This is a genomic window from Rhodovarius lipocyclicus, from assembly GCF_009900765.1.
GTDB classification, from domain to species: domain Bacteria; phylum Pseudomonadota; class Alphaproteobacteria; order Acetobacterales; family Acetobacteraceae; genus Rhodovarius; species Rhodovarius lipocyclicus.
Genome location: NZ_JAAABL010000003.1, coordinates 150,195 through 166,245, shown reverse-complemented (window position 1 = coordinate 166,245; position 16,051 = coordinate 150,195). Strand labels below are relative to the sequence as shown.

The 16,051-nt window shown below is 70.0% G+C and carries 12 protein-coding genes; 4 read left to right on the top strand and 8 right to left on the bottom strand.

Going from position 1 to position 16,051, the window contains the following annotated elements:
- Positions 1-140: 140 nt before the first annotated feature.
- Together GT007_RS05955 and GT007_RS05950 are read right to left on the bottom strand one after the other, a co-directional pair.
- Positions 141-1,265 carry a 2-methylaconitate cis-trans isomerase PrpF family protein gene (locus GT007_RS05955; protein ID WP_160120663.1) on the bottom strand — a complete coding sequence of 375 codons (1,125 nt, stop codon included), beginning with the start codon at positions 1,263-1,265 and terminating at the stop codon, positions 141-143.
- A complete protein-coding gene (locus tag GT007_RS05950; RefSeq protein WP_160120662.1) occupies positions 1,262-3,562 on the bottom strand; it encodes a xanthine dehydrogenase family protein molybdopterin-binding subunit in 2,301 nt (766 codons plus the stop codon). The genes GT007_RS05955 and GT007_RS05950 overlap by 4 nt, the downstream gene beginning before the upstream one ends.
- 34 nt (positions 3,563-3,596) lie before the next feature.
- Between GT007_RS05950 and GT007_RS05945 the strand changes: the two genes are divergently transcribed.
- From GT007_RS05945 to GT007_RS05935, 3 genes are read left to right on the top strand one after another with little or no spacing between them, the layout of a single operon-like run.
- Positions 3,597-4,748, top strand: coding sequence for an acyl-CoA dehydrogenase family protein (locus tag GT007_RS05945; RefSeq protein WP_328798938.1), 1,152 nt, complete (start codon positions 3,597-3,599; stop codon positions 4,746-4,748).
- Positions 4,745-5,701 carry an acyl-CoA dehydrogenase family protein gene (locus GT007_RS05940; protein ID WP_160120660.1) on the top strand — a complete coding sequence of 319 codons (957 nt, stop codon included), beginning with the start codon at positions 4,745-4,747 and terminating at the stop codon, positions 5,699-5,701. The genes GT007_RS05945 and GT007_RS05940 overlap by 4 nt, the downstream gene beginning before the upstream one ends.
- Positions 5,698-6,501 carry a crotonase/enoyl-CoA hydratase family protein gene (locus GT007_RS05935; RefSeq protein WP_160120659.1) on the top strand — a complete coding sequence of 268 codons (804 nt, stop codon included), beginning with the start codon at positions 5,698-5,700 and terminating at the stop codon, positions 6,499-6,501. The genes GT007_RS05940 and GT007_RS05935 overlap by 4 nt, the downstream gene beginning before the upstream one ends.
- Here GT007_RS05935 and queE read toward each other — a convergent pair.
- The 6 genes from queE to lepA all read right to left on the bottom strand — a co-directional run bounded on the left by queE (position 6,498) and on the right by lepA (position 14,155).
- On the bottom strand, positions 6,498-7,130 hold the full coding sequence (gene queE / locus GT007_RS05930; protein ID WP_160120658.1) for a 7-carboxy-7-deazaguanine synthase: 633 nt from the start codon (positions 7,128-7,130) through the stop codon (positions 6,498-6,500). The genes GT007_RS05935 and queE overlap by 4 nt on opposite strands.
- On the bottom strand, positions 7,127-7,666 hold the full coding sequence (locus tag GT007_RS05925) for a 6-pyruvoyl trahydropterin synthase family protein (RefSeq protein ID WP_160120657.1): 540 nt from the start codon (positions 7,664-7,666) through the stop codon (positions 7,127-7,129). Before GT007_RS05925 ends, queE begins: the two co-directional genes overlap by 4 nt.
- Positions 7,667-7,724: 58 nt before the next feature.
- A complete protein-coding gene (locus GT007_RS05920) occupies positions 7,725-8,978 on the bottom strand; it encodes an NRAMP family divalent metal transporter (RefSeq protein WP_160120656.1) in 1,254 nt (417 codons plus the stop codon).
- A 55-nt stretch (positions 8,979-9,033) separates the two neighbouring features.
- Entirely contained in the window at positions 9,034-10,176 is a 1,143-nt protein-coding gene (locus GT007_RS05915; RefSeq protein WP_160120655.1) for a PepSY-associated TM helix domain-containing protein, read from the bottom strand.
- A complete protein-coding gene (locus GT007_RS05910) occupies positions 10,176-12,245 on the bottom strand; it encodes a TonB-dependent siderophore receptor (protein WP_160120654.1) in 2,070 nt (689 codons plus the stop codon). Before GT007_RS05910 ends, GT007_RS05915 begins: the two co-directional genes overlap by 1 nt.
- A gap of 104 nt (positions 12,246-12,349) precedes the next feature.
- Positions 12,350-14,155: a translation elongation factor 4 gene (gene lepA, locus GT007_RS05905; protein ID WP_160120653.1), complete on the bottom strand. Its 1,806-nt coding sequence runs from the start codon at positions 14,153-14,155 to the stop codon at positions 12,350-12,352.
- Between the two features lie 89 nt (positions 14,156-14,244).
- Between lepA and GT007_RS05900 the strand changes: the two genes are divergently transcribed.
- The gene (locus GT007_RS05900; RefSeq protein ID WP_236571525.1) at positions 14,245-16,011 is read left to right on the top strand and encodes an aminopeptidase P family protein; all 1,767 of its coding nucleotides are present in this window, start codon (positions 14,245-14,247) and stop codon (positions 16,009-16,011) included.
- Positions 16,012-16,051 lie beyond the last annotated feature (40 nt).

The window sequence follows — 16,051 nt, the reverse complement described above, 5'->3', positions numbered from 1 at the left end:
CGGGTCGGGGACCAAGGCAGCGTGGTGGGGCCTGAAATCGCTGCCCTGCCGGGATGCCCCCTGCCGGTGAACGCTGAGGGAAAGCTACCGGCAGGGAGGGGGGTGTTCTTTGATTTGGCGCAAAGAAAGCGATTATTTTTTCAGTCTTCCCGGATGGACACGGCGCCGATCATCAGGGTGCGCGCGGTCCGATACACGACGGCACTTTCGGCGCGCCAGCCAGTATTGTCGTGGCGCACCTCCGCCCCCACGGCCAGCATGCCGCTGGGCTGGGCCACGCGGATCTCGTCGGGGCGCGGCAGCGGGCCGCACAGGCTGGCCGGCAGGCTGCCCGCCACCTTGCAGGCGCAGGCCAGGCCCAGCGCGCCCGTCAGCGGCACGGCGCGGTGCACGCGCTCCATGGACAGCATGCGCACCTGGATGTCGTGGCTGTCGGGCGTCATGACAGAGCCATCCAGCAGCTTCGGTGCGCCGGGGCGGGCCAGCAGCGCCACGCGGGGCGCGGCGAGGCCCACCTTCTCCGGCGTTTCGGCCAGGCCCATGCGCACGCCCGCCAGGCGCCGCAGATGGTCCAGCCGCGCCATCATGCCGGGGATGGCCTCGATCTGGTCGGGGGTCTCCTCGCCAGTCAGGCCCAGGTCGCTGGCGGCGAAAAACACCGCCGGGTTGGCGGCATCGACCAGGGTGCAGGGCAGGCCCTCGATCTCCTCGATCACCTGGCCGGTGGGCAGCAGGGCGCCGGTCTGGGTGCCGCCCGGGGCCAGGAAATCCAGGCGGATGCGCGCGCCCGTGCCCGCCACGCCCGCGATGGCGTAGTCGCCGCGCACCTCGGCCTTGCCGTTCCTCACCGGGAAGCGGGCGTGGATGATCTTTTTCGTGTTCACCTGATGGATGCGCACCAGCGCCTCGCCATCCGCGACCTGCACCAGCCCGGTATCGACGGCGAATGGCCCGACCGCGGAGGACAAATTCCCGCAATTGCCCTTCCAGTCCACGATCGGCTTGTCCACCGCGACCTGGGCGAAGGTGTAGTCCACATCGGCGTCAGGATGCGTCGGCGGGCCGATGATGACGCCCTTGGAGAGCGAGGAAATCCCGCCCCCCATCCCATCCAGCTGCCGCTGATACGGGTCGGGCGAGCCCAGCACCTCCAGCAGGATCGGGTCCAGCGCGGCCCGGTCGCTGGGCACGTCCTTGGCGTGGAAGAACACGCCCTTGGAGGAACCGCCGCGAATGAAGGTGGCGGGGATGAACTTCTGGCTCATGCGGCGGCGGTCCGGCTTTCAAGCGCGCGCCAGACCTTTTCCGGCGTCGCGGGCATGTCGATGTGTGCCACGCCCAGCGCATCGCACAAGGCCGAGACGATGGCCGGCGGCGCGCCGCAGGCCCCGCCCTCCCCTGCGCCCTTCACGCCCAGGTCGTTGCTGGGGCACGGCACCACATTCAGGTCCACGTTGAACGCCGGCGCGTCCGAGGCACGCGGCATGCAGTAATCCTGGAAGGTGGCGGTCAGGAACTGGCCGGTCTCGTCGTCGTAGCGCGCGTGCTCCAGCAGCGCCTGGCCGAGCCCGGCCATGATGCCGCCATGGCACTGCCCATGCACCAGCAGCGGGTTGATGGGCACGCCCACGTCATCGACGGCGGCATAGCGCACCACCTCCACCAGCCCGGTGTCGGGGTCCACCTCCACCTCGGCCACATGGCAGCCATTGGGGAAGTTGCACTCGGTGTCGCGCTTGTAGACGTGCTGTTCGTCCAGGTTGGGTGCCTCGCCGGCCGCGATCAGCTCGTCCCAGCCGGCGGAGATGTCGGTGCCCGCCACACGGAAGCGGCCGGCCTCGAACTCGATGTCGTCCACGCCGGCTTCCAGCAGGGTGGCGGCGATGCGCCGCGCCTTCTGGATCACCAGCTCGGCGGTGCGCACGGTGGCGACACCGCCCATCTGGGAGGAGCGCGAACCGCCAGTGCCGCCGCCATTTGGCACCACATCGCTGTCGCCCTGCACCAGCCGCACCTTGTCGAAGGGCACGCCCAGCTTGTCGTGCAGCAATTGCGCGAAGGCGGTTTCATGCCCCTGGCCGTGGCTGAAGGTGCCGACCGAAAGGTTCACCATGCCATCGGGCTGGAACGCCACCCGCGCCCATTCGAAGGGCTGCCCGCCCGAGGCCTCGACGAAATAGCCGAGGCCCCTGCCCCGCAGCTTGCCGCGCGCGGCGCTCTCGGCGCGGCGGGCGGCAAAGCCGTCCCAATCGGCCAGTTTCAGGGCCAGCCCCTGGGTTTCCTCGAAATGCCCGCTGTCGATCACGTTGCCGACGCAGTTGGTGTAGGGGATCTGGTCCGGGCGAATGAAGTTGCGGGCGCGGATCGCCTCCCGGCTGAGCCCGAAATCGGGCGCGGCCAGGTCCAGCAGGCGCTCGATCACATAGGCGGTCTCGGGGCGCCCGGCGCCGCGATAGGCATCGGTGGGTGCGGTGTTGGTGAAGACGCAGCGCACCTGCACATCCACCGCCTGCATGTCATAGACCGTGCCCAGGATGCGCCCGCCCGCCACGGTGGGCACGCGGGGCCCGAAATCCAGCAGATAGGCGCCCACCGCCGCATTGGTCCGCACCCGCATGCCCAGGATGCGGGCATTGGCGTCGAAGGCCATCTCGGCCTCGGTCACATGGTCGCGGCCATGGGGGTCGCACAGGAAGGTCTCGGTGCGGTCGGCGCGCCATTTGATGGGCCGGCCCAGGCGCTTCGCCGCCCACAGCACCATCGCCGATTCCGGGAACAGCTTGCCCCGCAGGCCGAAGCCGCCGCCGACATCGGGCGAGATAACGCGCACCTGCGCCTTGTCCACGCCGAACACGTATTGGGCCAGGGCCTCCCGCACGCGGACCACGCCCTGGGTGGGGCTGGTCAGGGTGAAGCGGCCCGTTCCGGCATCGTATTCGCCGACGGCCACGCGCGGTTCCATCGGGTTGCCGACCAGCCGGTTCTGTACCAGCCGGATGCGGGAGACCTTCGCGGCCTTGGCGAAGGCCTCATCCGCCAGGGCCTCGCGCCCGTTGGACCACAACACGCAGGTGTTGCGCGGGGCCTCGGGCCAGATCTGGGGCGCGCCCTCGGCGTCCGCCGCACCCGTGTCGGTGATGCTGGGCAGGATGTCGTAGTCGACCAGGATCAGCTCGGCCGCGTCCTGCGCCTGGGCGCGGGTTTCGGCCACGACCAGGGCCACCGGGTCCCCCACGAAGCGCACCGTGTCCTTTTGCAGGATGGCGCGCGGGGGTGCCGCCAGCTTGGTGCCGCCCTTGCCGGGCACATCCACCATCACGGGGAACAGGCCGAGGCCATCGGCCGCCGCCTCATCGGCCGTCAGCACCGCCAGAACGCCGGGGGCGGCGCGCGCCTCCGTCACATCCAGGGACAGAATCCGGGCATGGGCGTGCGGGGAACGCAGCACCACCAGATGCGCCTGGCCCTCGCGGTTCAGGTCGTCGGTGTAGTGGCCACGGCCGGTCAGGAGCCTCGTATCCTCCTTGCGGCGTACGGGCTGGCCCATGCCGAATTTTTCCATGATGATGCTCCCGGTTTCCTCGGCCGCGCAGCCTATGGCAGCGTTCGGGGACGTAAAGGGGGAAACAATGCGGTTCGACATACCGAACCTGCCGGAAGGCACAGACGCCTTGCGTGCCAACGTGCGCGCATTCCTGGCCGGATATGATTGGGGGCCCGCCGTGCGCGCCCGTTCCTGGATGGGTTTTGACCGCGGCTTCTCGCGCGAACTGGGCAAGCGCGGCTGGATCGGCATGGTCTGGCCGAAGGAATATGGCGGGCATGAACGCTCCGGCCTGGAACGCACCGTGGTGCTGGAGGAACTGCTGGCCCAGGGCGCGCCGGTCGGTGCGCATTGGATCGGCGACCGGCAATCGGGGCCGCTGATCCTGCGCCTGGGCACCGAGGAGCAGAAGCGCCGCATCCTGCCCGGCATCGCGGCGGGCGAACTCGCCTTCTGCATCGGTCTGTCCGAGCCCGATTCCGGTAGCGACCTGGCCAGCCTGCGCACCAAGGCCGAACGCACCAACGAAGGCTGGAAGATCAACGGCCGGAAAATCTGGACCACCTTCGCGCATCTGTCGGACTACATGATCGCGCTGGTGCGGACATCGCCGGCGCCGGAGGGCGGGTCGCGCCATGCGGGGCTCTCGCAATTCCTGGTGGACCTGCGCACGCCCGGCATCACCATCCGCCCCATCAAGGACATGCTGGGCGAGGAAAGCTTCAACGAAGTCACCTTCGACGACGTGCTGCTGCCCGCCGACGCGCTGCTGGGCCGGGAGGGCGCGGGGTGGGAACAGGCCACCGCCGAACTCGCCTTCGAGCGCAGCGGGCCGGACCGGGTGCTGTCCTCCTTCCCCGCACTGAGCGCGGGGATCGACGCGGTGGGGCCGGAGGCCGCCGTGCCCATCGGCCGGCTGGTCGCGCGGCTGAACACGCTGCGCGGCATGTCGCTGTCGGTCGCCGGCATGCTGGAGCAAGGCCAATCCCCCGCGCGGGAGGCCGCCCTGGTGAAGGATGTCGGCAACAGCTTCGAGCAGCACCTGCCCGAGGCCATCCGCGCCCTGCTGGAACCCGAGGACACGCCCCCCGCCCTGCGCGCCCTGCTGCATGACCTGGTGCAGCTTTCCCCCACCTTCAGCCTGAGGGGCGGCACGCGCGAGATCCTGCGCGGCATCATCGCCCGGGAGCTTGGCCTCAGATGAGCGAGATCGGAGACGCGATCACCGGGCAGATCGACCGGTTGCTGAATGACGGCAACGGCCCCACCCGGCTGCGCCGCCTGGAGGCCGGGGAATGGCTGGCAGAGACCTGGACCGCGCTGGAGGAACAGGGCCTGACCCTGGCCCTGGTGCCGGAGGATGCGGGCGGGGTGGGCCTGTCCTGGGCCGATGCCGTGGCGATCTGGCAGGTGTTGGGCCGCCACGGCGCCCCCGTGCCGGTGGCCGAGGCGATGCTGGCCAATGCCCTGCTGGCCTCCCCGGTCGAGGGCGTGCTGACGTTGGGGGCCAGCGACGCGCCCTTTGGCCGCTTCGCCGCCCATGCCGTGACGGAGGCCGGCGTGCGGCCCGTGACCGGCCACACCCCCGGCCTGAACCTGGCGCGGGAGCCGCGCGACGCGCTGCGCCTGGGCGCATCGCTGACGGCGGGCGGGCCCTCGCCGCGCGCGATGCGGCTGGGGCTGGCCTTGCTGCGCGCGGCGCAGATGGCCGGTGCCGCGCGCCACGCGCTGAACCTGGCCGTGGAATGGGCGAACACCCGCAAGCAGTTCGGCCGCCCGATCGGGAAATTCCAGGCCATCCAGCAATCCCTGGCCCTGGTGGCGGGTGAGGTGGCGGCGCTGGAATCCGCCGTGGGCATCGCCGCCCGCGCGGTGGACGCGCGCGGGCTGCTGGATGCGGGCTTCGAGATCGCCTGCGCCAAGATCATCGCGGGCGAGGCCGCCGAACTCGCCGCCAGCCGCGTGCACCAGGTCTTCGCCGCCATCGGCATCACCGAGGAGCACGAGCTGCACCACTTCACCCGCCGCCTGTGGTCCTGGCGGGACGAAGGCGGCAGCGAACGCGCCTGGGCCGCCGAGATCGGCGCCGAGGCCATTTCCCGGGGCGGCGCCGCGCTCTGGGCCGACATCACCTCTCGTGACGTGAGAACCGCATGACCGATTTCATCAAGTACGAGCAGGACGGCCCGGTCGTCACGCTCACCCTGAACGCGCCGGCCAAGCGCAACGCCATCGGCAGCCGCGACGAGTGCGAGGAGGTGGTCGCCGCCTGCCGCCGCATCGAGCGCGATGACAGCGTGCGCTGCGTGATCGTGACCGGCGCCGACCCGGCCTTCTGCGCCGGCGGCGACCTGAAGAGCATGCGCGACCGCAGCGGCATGATGTCCGGCGAGGGCCCGGCCAGCATGCGCGAGAACTACCGGCGCGGCATCCAGATGATCCCGCTGGCGCTGTATGACCTGAACCTGCCGACGATCGCTGCCATCAACGGCCCGGCCATCGGCGCGGGGCTCGATCTGGCGCTGATGTGCGACATGCGCATCGCCAGCGACAAGGCGATCTTCGCCGAGAGCTTCATCCGGGTCGGCATCGTGCCCGGCGATGGCGGGGCCTGGCTGCTGCCGCGCGTGGTGGGCATGTCCGTCGCCTGCGAGATGAGCTTCACCGGCGATCCGCTGACGCCGGAACAGGGGCTGAAGGTCGGGCTGGTCTCTCAGGTGGTGCCGCATGCGGAATTGCTGCCCGCGGCCCGCGCCCTGGCCGCGCGCGTGGCCAAGAACCCGCCCCAGATGCTGCGCATGACCAAGCGGCTGTTGCGTGAGGGGCAGCACACCCGCCTGGACACGTTGCTGGAGATGAGCGCGGCCTTCCAGGCCATCGCGCACGAAACCGCCGACCACAAGGAAGCGGTGGACGCGATGCTGAACAAGCGGGCGCCGAATTTTACCGGAAGCTAGCGGATATCCAGCAGCTTGTGCGTCTGCAGGCTGAGCTGCCATTGCGGGCGGGCCAGGCAGAGTTCCAGCGCCGCCTGGGTGTTCCGGGCGGCGTCCGGCCCGTCCATGGGCTGCAGGGAGAAGCGGGTGAAATCCAGCTTCTCCATCGCTTCCAGCTCGATGCCGGGCTGGGGGATCACCAGCTTCAGCTCATGGCCCCGGGTCAGGCGCAGCTCGGCGCCGGCCTTGGGGCTGACGCAGATCCAGTCGAGCCCCGCGGGTGCGGGGGCGATGGTGCCGTTGGTCTCCACCGCCACCTCGAAGCCGCGGGCATGCAGGGCCTCGATCAGGGATTCGTCCAGTTGCAGCAGCGGCTCACCGCCCGTGCAGACGACGAAGGGGCGCCCGCCGGAGGGCCAATGCGCCGCGACCGCATCGGCCAGCGCCGCCGCATCGGGGTATTTCCCGCCCGCCGTGCCGTCGGTGCCCACGAAATCGGTGTCGCAGAACTGGCAGACGGCCTGGGCGCGGTCTTCCTCGCGGCCAGACCATAGGTTGCAGCCCGCGAAGCGGCAGAACACCGCCGGCCGGCCGGCCTGCGCGCCCTCACCCTGCAGGGTGTAGAAGATCTCCTTGACCGCGTAGGTCACGCCAGCACCGGCGCCAGGTCGTTGATGCTCATATCCGCGCGCAGCCACCACGGGTTGCCGCGCATCACGCGCGGCAGTGCCGCCAGCGGATCGCCCTCGAAGGTGACGGCGTTGGTGGGGGTTTCCTCGATGCGGATGGCGGCGCAGCTCAGCCGCCCGCCATCGGCGGCCAGGAAGGCGTTCAGCTTGGCCATCAGGCAAGCGGCCAGAACCTCGGTCGTCGGGTCCCCGGGGGTGACCAGGATACGGGGCAGCCGGTGCGGCTCGCGCTCCGCGAACCAGTCCAGCAGCGGGTCGTCGCCCGACAGGTGCAGGGAATGGTCCAGATGCCCGTCGATCCAGCGATGCCAGGTGGATTTGGCGCGCTCGAAGGGCTCGACCATGTTGGCGTTGCCGTCCAGCCGCGCGGGGGCGGTGGCGCGCAGGGTGACCGTCACGGTCTCATTATGGCCATGCGGGATCGCGCAGGCCTCGGAGAGGCCCGCGATCAGGCGGTGCGCCATGGCGTAGCGGCGGCTGAAGACGAGGCTGAACACGCGCCCTCCCTAGGGGCCGAAGGGCGCGCCTGTCCAGTGCAAGACTTGGGGGCCGCCCTCACACCAGGAACATGGCGAGGGCGGCGGCGGCCATCACGGCGGTGGCCAGCCACCCCAGCACCCGCAGCCAGAACCCCGCCACGAAGGGGCCCAGATGCTTCCGGCTGCCGACCACGATCATGGTGGCGGCCATCAGCGGCACTGCGATCACACCGTTCAGCACGGCGCTCCAGAACAGGGCGCGGATGGGGTCGATGGGCAGGAACAGCATCAGCAGCCCGGCGGCGAAGCCCAGCGCGATGATGCCATAGAAACCCTTGGCGTTGCGGGGCTTCTCCTCCAGCCCCGCGCGCCAGCCATAGAGCTCCCCCACCGCGTAGGCCACGGACCCCGCCAGCACCGGCAGCGCCAGCAGCCCGGTGCCGATGATGCCCAGGCTGAACAGGAAGAAGGCCATCTCCCCCGCGATGGGCCGAAGCGCGCGCGCCGCGTCGGCGGAGGTCGCGATGTCCGAGATGCCGGCCGCGTGCAGCGTGACCGCCGTGGTCAGCATGATGCAGAAGGCGATGGCGTTGGAAAAACCCATCCCCACCAGCGTGTCGCCGCCGATGCGGTTCAGTTCGGCGGGCGCGGCCTCGGGGTGGTCCAGCAGGGCGCCCTGGCCGGTCGCGTCCTCCACCTCCTCCGCGCTCTGCCAGAAGAACAGATAGGGGCTGATGGTGGTGCCGAACACGGCCACGATCAGGGTGAAGGCGTCGGCGGTCCAGGCCAGGCGCGGCCAGAACACGCCCTGGGCCACGCCCGCCCAGTCGATCCGCACGCTGAACAGGATGCCGGCGTAGGCGAACAGCGCCAGCGTCAGCCATTTCAGCACATGGACATAGCGGTGATAGGGCACGAACACCTGCAACAGCAGGGAGACCGCCGCGAACAGCACGGCGAACAGCACCTGCCCCCAGCCCAGCAGCAGCTGCATGGCGGCACCCATGGCGGCCAGGTCCGCGCCGATATTCACCGCATTGGCCAGGAACAGCAGCGCCACCAGCCCCTGCACCAGCGGGCGCGGCAGCACATGCACCATGTTGGCCGCCAGCCCCTGCCCCGTCACCCGGCCGATGCGCGCGCAGATGGCCTGGATCGCCGCCATCAGCGGAAAGGTCAGCACCACCGTCCACAGCATGTTCACGCCGAACTGCGCGCCGGCCTGGGAGTAGGTGGCGATGCCGCTGGGGTCGTCGTCGGCGGCACCCGTGATCAGGCCGGGGCCGAGGCGGCGGAACCAGCTGGTGTTACCGTGTTGATCTGCGGGCATTCATATCCTGGGCGTATTCCGTGGCAGGCAGAATACCCTGCCCTGGCCCGCCGCGTCAGCCCACCGCGGCCTGGCCGCCCACCAGGCGCGGGCCGGCCTGCCGCAACCGGCGCTTGCGCAGCCAGTACAGCACCCCGGAGACCCACAGCACCGGCAGGGAAAGCCCCGTCAGCAGCGACAGCACTTGCCCCGGCCGGCCGAACAGCACGCCGCTGTGCAGCCAGATCGCGTCCTTTTCCATCCGCGCGCCCAGCGCGCCATGGCCCTCGCCCAGAATGCCCAATAGCTGGCCGTTGGCGGGGTCGATCCAGACGAAGCTGCGGCTGCGGATGCGCGGGTCGCCCCCCAGGCCACGCAGCCCCACCTGCCAGGCATTGCGCCGGGGCAGCGGGGGCGAGACATAGCCCGCGACGGCTCCGGGCACGGCGGCCTCGGCCAGGGCCTGGGCGCGGGCGGCCCCGATGGCGGGCGGCCAGGTGAAGCGCGCCTCGGAGACCGGCGCGCGTTCGCGGGTATCGGTCACCAGCCCGACCACGGGGCGCACCACCCCGGGCAGCGCCAGCCACACCCCCGTCAGCACCACAGCCAGCAGTGGGACGGCCAGCCAGGCCCCGGCCAGATTGTGCAGGTCGATATAGAGGATCTGGCGCGGGCGGGTGCGCAGCCGCACCAGCGCCGCGCCGAACCCGTCCTTCGGCCACCACAGCCACAGCCCGCTGCCGATCGAGACCAGCGCGAACAGCCCGGCGATGCCCACCATCTCCTTTCCCCACCATTCGCGCAGCAGCAGGTTGGAATGCAGCCGGTTCACGGTGCGGGAGAAGGAGGCATCGAAATCCCGGCTGCCCAGCACCCGCCCCGAGGCGGGGTCCAGATGCACCATCCACAGCCGTTGCCCATCATGGCCGCGCCGGGTCTGGTTCACGGTGATCACGGGCCAGACCGGGTCCGGCAGGCGCACCAGCGTGACACGGCCCGTCCGGTCCTGCGCCAGGGCGGCGGCCATCGCTTCCTCCACCCCGATGGTGGCGGGGCCGGGGCTGGCGGTGAACAGGGCCGGGTTCAGCCAGGCGTCGATCTCGCGCTGGAAGGTGGTCAGCGCGCCGGTCAGCCCGATCAGGGCCAGTAGCGTGCCCATGACCAGCCCGATCCAGCGATGCGCCACCCGCCAGACCATCCGCGCGCCGGGCCCGCGCATCAGAAGCTGAACCGCAGGGAGGCGAGCACCGTGCGCGGGCTGCCGGCGTAGTTCTCGGTGCGGCTGACCGGTGCCTCGATATAGCGCGCGTCCGTCAGGTTGCGCACCGCGAGCTGGATGCGGGCATTCGGATGCACCGGGTAGCTGGCGCTGAGGTCGATGCGCGTATAGCCGGAGACGCGGAAGCTGTTGTTCAGATCCCCCGACCGCGCCGAGACCGCGAACACGCCCCCGCCCAGGTTCAGCCCTTGCAGCGGGCCGTCCCGGAATTCGTAGCTGTTCCAGAAACTGGCGCTCCAGCGCGGCACGCCGGTCAGGGCGCGGCCGCTGGCATAGGTGGTGTCGGCGATCACCACCGCATCCAGATAGGCGGCGGAGGCGAAGACACGCCAGCCGGGCAGCACCTCGCCCGCCACGTCCAGCTCGATCCCGCGGGAGCGCTGGGTGCCGGTCTGGATGGAATAGCCGCTGTTCACCGGGTCCGTCGCCAGCACGTTCTGGCGGCGGATGTTGAAGAAGGCCAGCGTGGCGGTCAGGCCGGGGCGCACATCCACGCGCACGCCGGCCTCGTATTGCTCGCCGGTTTCGGGGGCGAAGCCCGCGCCGCTGAAGGACAGGCCCGATTGCGGCACGAAGCTGCGGCTCCATCCCGCGAACAGGGCCAGATTGTCCCGCAGGCGGTACAGGGCGCTGGCGCGGGGGGCCACATTGTCCCCGCCGGCGGCGCTGCGGGCGCCGTTGCTGATCGTGCGCTGGTGGAAATTGTCGTAGCGGAAGCCGCCCAGCAGGATCAGCCGGTCATTCCAGCTGATCTGGTGCTGCAGGAAACCCGAGGTCATATCCAGCACGTCATTGCGCACCGTGCGCAGCGCCAGCCGCCCCGGAGCCGCGCCATAGACCGGGTTCAGCAGGTCGATCGAGGCCAGCGTGCCCTGGTACAGCGCCAGGCTGCGCTTGGCGTGGATGTATTCCACCCCCGCCGTGGTGCTGTGGGCCAGCGGCCCGGTCTGGAAGCGCGCCGTCGCGTCGAACAGCAGGTCCACGCTTTGCGAATTGTCGTCCTGGTCGGTGGCGCGGCGCGTCAGCGTGCGGCCATCGGCGGCCAGCGCCACCGGGTCCGCGCTGTAGCGGTGCGCGCTGCCCCAGTCGAAGCGGGTGGACTGGCGTAGGGTCAGCCAGTCGGTTGCCTGGTGCTCGGTGCGGATGTTGAAGTCGGAGGCGATGGAGCGGTTGTTGGACCAGCGCTCGCCGTAATAGTTGTCCCGCCGGACCACCACGCCGCGCCCCTGGGCCACCAGCCCGCGGTCGAAGGGACCGGTCTGGTCGTAGTGGGTGGCGCCGATGGTCACGCGGGTGCGCTCGTCGGGCTGCCACGTCACGCTGGGGGCGATGAACACGCGCTCCGTGCGGCGGGCGATCTCGCGGTAGCCTTCGTCGCGCGTCAGCGACCCGCTGAGCCGCGCGGCCACCCCTGTCTCCGGCAGGCCGCCCGTGATGTCGAATTCGTTGCGGACATAGCCGAACTGCCCGCCCGTCAGCGTCAAGCTGCCCGAGGGGGTGAATTGCGGCCGGCGGGTGACGAGGTTGATCAGCCCGCCCGGGTCGCCGATGCCATAGAGCACGGAGGCCGGGCCCTTCAGCACCTCCACCCGTTCGAGATTGGAGAGGTCGCGGAAGCCGTTCACGAATTCGGCGGCCGGGTTCTGCATCACGCCGTCGATGGCGTAGTTCTGGGTGCGGAAGCCCCGGATCAGATAGGCCTCCGTGCGGTTGCCTCCCGAACCGCCCGGGCGGACGGCGCTGACATTGCGCAGCGCATCATCGAGCCGCACCACCGCCTGGTCCTCCAGCACCTGGCGCGGCACCACCACCACGGCCTGGGGCGTGTCGCGCAGCGCCGTATCGGTGCGGGTGGCGCTGGAGGAACGCTCGGCGCGATAGCCCTGGACCGGGCCGTCGGCGCGCTCGGCCAGCCCTTCGACCTGGATCTGCGGCAGTTGCACATCGGGGGCCGCCTGTTGGGCAACGGCGCCGGTGGCCAGCAGCAGGGCCGGCAGGGCGAGGGTCATGTGTCGGGGCATTGGAAATCCGCAAATGCGAGTCAGTCGCATTTAATGCGCGGAATCCGCCCTGGCAATAGGCGGCCCGGGGCTACCGGGCCGCCATCCTCGTCTCAGGCATCCATCTTCAAGGCGGCGATGAAGGCGCTCTGCGGGATTTCGACCTTGCCGAACTGCCGCATGCGCTTCTTGCCTTCCTTCTGCTTGTCCAGCAGCTTGCGCTTGCGGCTGATGTCGCCGCCATAGCACTTGGCGGTCACGTCCTTGGACATGGCGCTGATGGTCTCACGCGCGATCACCCGCCCGCCGATCGCGGCCTGAATGGGGATCTTGAACAACTGGCGGGGGATCAGCTCCTTCAGCTTCTCGCAGATGGAGCGCCCGCGCCGGTCCGCCTGGGCGCGGTGCGCCATGAAGGACAGCGCGTCCACCGGCTCGGCATTCACCAGGATGGAGATTTTCACCAGGTCGCCCGGCTCATACCCGTCCATCGCGTAGTCGAAGCTGGCATAGCCGCGGCTGACCGATTTCAGGCGGTCGTAGAAGTCGAACACCACCTCGTTCAGCGGCAGGCGATAGACGGCCATGGCGCGGCTGCCGACATAGGTCAGCTCCACCTGCTGGCCCCGGCGCTCGTTGCACAGGGTCAGGATGGAGCCGAGATACTCGTCGGGCACGAAGATGGTGGCCTTGATCCAGGGCTCGGAGATGGTCTGGATCAGCGTGGGATCGGGCATGTCGGCGGGGTTGTGGATGTCCTCCTCCGTGCCGTCATTGCGCTTCAGCTTGTAGACCACGCTGGGGGCCGTCGCGATCAGGTCCAGGTCGAACTCGCGCGACAGGCGCTCCTGGATGATTTCCAGGTGCAGCAGGCCCAGGAAGCCGCAGCGATAGCCGAAGCCCAGCGCCGCCGAGGTCTCGGGTTCGAAATGGAAGCTGGCGTCGTTCAGCCGCAGCTTGGCCAGGCTGTCGCGCAGCTTCTCGTAGTCATCGGCATCGACCGGGTACAGGCCGCACCACACCACGGGCACGCTGGGCTTGAAGCCCGCCAGCGCCTCGGTGGCCGGGTGGCGGTCGTCGGTGACGGTGTCGCCCACATTGGTGTCGGCCACGGTTTTGATGGCGGCGGTGAAGAAGCCCATCTCGCCCGGGCCCAGGCTGTCCACGGCCACCATCTTGGGGCTGAACACGCCAACCTGCTCCAGCGTGTGGATGGAGCCGGAGGACATCATCCGCACCTTCTGGCCCTTGCGCAGATGCCCGTCCTTCACGCGCACCAGCACGATCACGCCCAGATAGGCGTCGTACCAGCTATCGACCAGCAGGGCCTTGGTGGGGGCGTTGGGGTCGCCCTTGGGGGCCGGCAGGCGGGTGACGATGGCTTCCAGCACCTGGTCGATGTTCAGGCCGGTCTTGGCCGAGATCATCACCGCGTCATCGGCCGGAATGCCGATCACGTCCTCGATCTGGGTCTTCACGCGCTCGGGCTCGGCGGCGGGCAGGTCCACCTTGTTCAGCACCGGAACGATTTCATGGCCCGCGTCGATCGCCTGATAGACATTGGCCAGCGTCTGCGCCTCGACCCCCTGGGAGGCATCGACGACCAGCAGCGAGCCCTCGCAGGCAGCCAGGCTGCGGCTGACTTCGTATGCGAAGTCCACATGGCCCGGCGTGTCCATCAGGTTCAAGACATAGGTGTGGCCGTCCTTCGCCAGGTAGTTCAGGCGCACGGTCTGCGCCTTGATGGTGATGCCGCGCTCCTTCTCCAGCTCCATGTTGTCCAGGACCTGTTCGGTCATCTCGCGCGCGCTGATGGCGCCCGTGGTCTGGATCAGCCGGTCCGCCAGGGTGGACTTGCCGTGGTCGATATGCGCGATGATGGAGAAGTTGCGGATGCGATCCAGCGGCGTGTCGGGCATTGGGTTTCCGGTAGTCAGGGGTGCTCAGTGCCCCACATAGGGCCAAACGACGGCTTCATGAAGGGCTTTGACCGGGTTATGCCTGCATCATGATGAATGCCGCCGACCGTTTGGCCGCCCTGCGCGCCGAAATCGCAGCCCAGGGGGTGGATGGGTTCCTGATCCCCCGCGCCGATGAATATCTGGGCGAGTATGTGCCGCCCTCCGGCGAGAGGCTTTCCTGGCTCACGGGCTTCACCGGCAGCGCGGGGCTGGCGGTGGTGCTGAAGGACAAGGCCGCCATCTTCACCGATGGCCGCTACACCACCCAGGTGCGGCAGCAGGTGGACGGCAGGCTGTACGAATACCGCCACCTGATCGAGGAACCGGCGCCCGACTGGCTGGCCGCCACGGCCCCCGGGGCGCGCATCGGCTACGACCCCTGGCTGCACACGGAAGCCGCGATCGCCCGCTATACTGGCGTGACCATGGTGCCCCTGGCCCGCAACCCGGTGGATGCCGTCTGGAAGGACCGCCCTGCCCCGCCCGTGGCCCAGGCCCGGGTGCATGGCCCCGAATACGCCGGCAAGGACAGCGCCACCAAGCGTGCCGAAGCCGCGGCCGAACTGCAAAAGGCCGGCGAGGCCGCCGCCGTGCTGGCGGACCCGCACTCGCTCGCCTGGCTGCTGAACATCCGGGGCGGGGATCTGTCCCACACCCCCCTGGCGCTCGGCTTCGCCCTGCTGGGCGCCGATGGCGGCGTGCAGCTGTTCATGGACCCCGCCAAGATCGGGCCCGAGGTGCGCGCCCATCTGGGCAATGCCGTTTCCGTTTCCAGCCGGGAGGCCCTGCCCGCCGCCCTGAAGGCCCTGGCGGGCCGCAAGGTGCGGCTGGACCCGGACCTGACCCCCGCCTGGTTCGCCCGTACCCTGCGCGACGCCGGCGCGGCCCTGACCGTGGGCGAGGACCCCTGCCGCCTGCCCCGCGCCTGCAAGAACGCCGTCGAGCAGCAAGGCGCCCGCAACGCGCATGAGCGCGACGCGGTGGCCATGGCCCGCTTCCTGGCCTGGTTCGCCCGCGAGGCGCCCAAGGGCGGCCTGACCGAGGTCTCCGCCGCCGAGCAGTTGCTGGCCTTCCGCCGCGAGGTGCCGCTGTTCCAGGCCGAGAGCTTCCCGGCCATCTCCGGCGCGGGTGAGAACGGCGCGGTGGTGCATTACCGCGCCACCGCCGAATCCGACCGCCCGATCAAGCCGGATGAATGCTACCTGATCGATTCGGGCGCCCAGTATCTGGACGGCACCACGGACATCACCCGCACCCTGTTCACCGGGCCCGGCCCCGCGCCCCAGGGCCTGCGGGAGCGCTACACCCGTGTGCTACAGGGCCATATCGCCTTGGCCGTGGCCCGCTTCCCGCGCGGCGTCGCCGGGCCGCATCTGGACGCCCTGGCGCGGCGGCCGTTGTGGGAGGCGGGGCTGGACTACGACCACGGCACCGGCCATGGCGTGGGCAGCTTCCTGTCGGTGCATGAGGGGCCGGTCGCATTCTCCCGCGCCGCGAAGATCGTGCCGCTGGCCCCGGGGATGATCCTGTCGGATGAGCCGGGTTACTACCTGCCCGGCGCCTACGGCATCCGGATCGAGAACCTGCTGCTGGTGCGCGAGGCAGCCCCCCAGCCCGACCAGGCCAAGCCTTTCCTGGAATTCGAAACGATCACCCTGGCGCCCTATGCCCGCGCCCTGATCGAACCCGCCCTGCTGACGCCCGCCGAGCGCGCCTGGATCGACGCCTATCACGCCCGGGTGCTGGCCGCGCTGGCCGGGGCGCTGGATGACGGCACCCAGGCATGGCTGATGGAGGCTTGCCGGGCGCTTTGACAGAACGGGAGGGCTCGGCCCTCCCGCATGCCGGTTGCCT